This window comes from Streptomyces sparsus, assembly GCF_054776295.1.
This window is the reverse complement of record NZ_BAAHCA010000624.1, coordinates 1-2,945: the sequence shown is the minus strand read 5'-3', so window position 1 is coordinate 2,945 and position 2,945 is coordinate 1. Positions and strand designations below refer to the sequence as shown.

Genomic DNA, 2,945 nt, shown 5'->3' with positions numbered 1-2,945 from the left:
GGCTGCGCCTGCCGGGGCGCGGCGACCGGGCCGCGGTGCAGCGCGCGCTGGAGCTCGTCGGCATGGGGGACCGCGCCGGGGACTCGGTGAACGCCCTCTCCGGCGGTCAGCACCAGCGGGTGCTGATAGCCCGGGCGCTGGCTGGTGAACCCGAGCTGCTGATCATGGACGAGCCGCTGGCCGGCGTGGACCTCGACAGCCAGCAGCTGCTGGCCGACGCCCTGCGCGAGCAGAGCGCGCGCGGCACCTCGGTGCTGCTGGTGCTGCACGAGCTGGGCCCGCTGGCGCCGCTCATCGACCGCACCGTCGTGCTCCGGGACGGCCGGGTGGAACGGGTCGAGCACCCCGAGCAGCTGCACGACCTGGCCTGCCACCCGCAGCACGCCGACGCGGAACCGCCCGCGGCGATCCCCGAGGCGCCGAAGATCGAGACCGGACTCCTGTCATGACCGAGATGCTCCAGTTCGCCGTCATGCAGCGCGCGCTGCTCGCCGCGCTGCTGGTCGGTATCGCCGCCCCCGCGGTGGGCATCTACCTGGTGCAGCGCCGGCAGGCCATCATGGGCGACGGAATCGGCCACGTGGCGCTGACCGGTGTCGCGCTGGGCTTCCTGCTCAGCACCAACCCGGTGTGGACGGCGGTGCTGGTCTCCTCGGTGGGCGCCATCGGCATGGAACTCGTGCGCTGGTACGGCAAGGCCCGCGGTGACATCGCGCTGGCGCTGCTCTTCTACGGCGGCATGGCCGGCGGCGTGATGATCATCAACCTGGCGCCGGGCGGCTCCACCGCCAAGCTCACCACGTTCCTGTTCGGCTCGATCACCACCGTCTCCTCCGAGGACGTCACCGCCATCGTGGTGCTGTCGGCCTTCGTGCTGGCCGTCTGCCTCGGCCTGCGCAGGCAGCTCTTCGCCATCTGCCAGGACGAGGAGTTCGCCCGCGTCACCGGCCTGCCCGTCCGGGTGCTCAACCTGCTGCTGGCGGTCACCGCCGCCGTCACCGTCACCGTCGCGATGCGGGTGGTCGGACTGCTGCTGGTGAGCGCGCTGATGGTGATCCCGGTCGCAGCCGCACAGCAGGTCACCAGGAGCTTCGCGGTCACGCTGGCGTTCGCCGTGGCCGTCGGCGTGCTGGTCTCCCTGTCCGGCACGGTCCTGTCGTACTACGCCGACGTGCCGCCCGGAGCGAGCATCGTGCTGCTGGCCATCGCGCTCTTCGCCCTGGTCACACTGCTCGCCGCACCGCTGGCCCGCAGACGCGCCCGAGCCGCGTCCCGGGCCGCGCCGTCCGGGCCGGTGGAGCAGCCGGCAGTGGCCGGAAGCTGACGGGCGACGGCCCCGCCCGACGCCCGGCGGCAGCCGCACCGGCAGCCGCTCCCGCAGCACCTGGCACAATGGGGGCGACCGAAGGCGAGCCGAGCACCGAGGTGCTTGCGAAGGAGGAACAGGTGGCGACTGCAGGTCCCCCCGTCCGTGGTCGGTCGACCCGCCAGCGCGCCGCGGTGGCGGCGGCGCTCAGCGAGGTCGAGGAGTTCCGCAGCGCCCAGGATCTGCACGACATGCTCAAGCACCGGGGTGACTCGGTCGGCCTGACCACTGTCTACCGCACGTTGCAGTCCCTCGCCGACGCCGGTGAGGTCGACGTGCTGCGTACCGACGAGGGTGAGTCCGTCTACCGCCGGTGCAGCACCGACGACCACCATCACCACCTGGTGTGCCGGCACTGCGGCAAGGCCGTCGAGGTGGAGGGCCCGGCCGTGGAGAAGTGGGCCGACTCCATCGCCACCGAGAACGGCTTCGTGGACGTCGCCCACACCATCGAGATCTTCGGCACCTGCGGCGACTGCGCGGCGAAGCAGTAGCACGGCCGCCCCGCCGCCCTCCCCTCCCCAGGACGCACCGCCCATGACCACGACGCAGCTCAGCATCGGCCCGCACACCGTCCAGCCCCCGGTGGTGCTGGCGCCGATGGCGGGCATCACCAACGCGCCGTTCCGGTCGCTGTGCCGGGAGTTCAGCGGCGGGCGCGGTCTCTTCGTCAGCGAGATGATCACCAGCCGGGCGCTGGTGGAGCGCAACGAGAAGACCATGCAGCTGGTCCACTTCGACGCCGACGAGACACCGCGCTCGCTCCAGCTGTACGGCGTGGACCCGGCCACCGTCGGCAAGGCCGTCCGCATGATCGCCGAGGAGGACCTCGCCGACCACATCGACCTCAACTTCGGCTGCCCCGTCCCCAAGGTCACCCGGCGGGGCGGCGGTTCCGCACTGCCGTACAAGCGGAACCTGCTGCGCGAGATCCTCCGGGAGGCGGTCGGCGGCGCGGGCGGCCTGCCGGTGACGATGAAGATGCGCAAGGGCATCGACGACGATCACCTCACGTACCTGGACGCCGGCCGCATCGCCGCGCAGGAGGGCGTCGCGGCCATCGCGCTGCACGGCCGCACCGCCGCCCAGCACTACGGCGGAACCGCCGACTGGACGGCGATCGCCCGCCTCAAGGAGGCCGTGCCCGAGGTCCCGGTGCTCGGCAACGGCGACATCTGGTCCGCCGAGGACGCGGTGCGCATGATGCGTGAGACGGGCTGCGACGGCGTCGTGGTGGGCCGCGGCTGCCTGGGCCGGCCGTGGCTCTTCGGTGACCTGGTCGCCGCCTTCGACGGCCGCGGTCCGGCGGCGTACGCGCGGCCCACACTGCGGGAGGTGGGCGACGTCATGGTGCGGCACGCCCGGCTGCTCGGCGAGTGGCTGGGTGACGAGGCCCGCGGCGTCATCGACTTCCGCAAGCACGTCGCCTGGTACACCAAGGGCTTCTCGGTCGGCTCCGACCTGCGGCGTCGGCTCGCCGTCACCTCGTCGCTGGACGCGCTGCGGGAACTGCTCGACGAGGCGGAGCTGGACCAGCCGTGGCCGGCCGGCGCGGACGGGCCGCGCGGCCGGACCTCGG

General features: G+C 72.8%; 4 protein-coding genes. All 4 read left to right on the top strand.

The window, feature by feature from the left end:
* Window positions 1–449: ATP-binding cassette domain-containing protein (locus ACYVE9_RS21240; RefSeq protein ID WP_461029485.1), on the top strand; the 449-nt coding region annotated here is incomplete at its 5' end.
* A complete protein-coding gene (locus ACYVE9_RS21235; protein ID WP_461029484.1) occupies window positions 446–1,324 on the top strand; it encodes a metal ABC transporter permease in 879 nt (292 codons plus the stop codon). The genes ACYVE9_RS21240 and ACYVE9_RS21235, both read left to right, overlap by 4 nt.
* A gap of 122 nt (window positions 1,325–1,446) precedes the next feature.
* Window positions 1,447–1,860, top strand: a complete 414-nt coding sequence (locus ACYVE9_RS21230) for a Fur family transcriptional regulator (RefSeq protein WP_461029483.1) — start codon at window positions 1,447–1,449, stop codon at window positions 1,858–1,860.
* A gap of 43 nt (window positions 1,861–1,903) precedes the next feature.
* A partial coding sequence (gene dusB / locus ACYVE9_RS21225) for a tRNA dihydrouridine synthase DusB (RefSeq protein ID WP_461029482.1) occupies window positions 1,904–2,945 on the top strand: 1,042 nt, incomplete at its 3' end.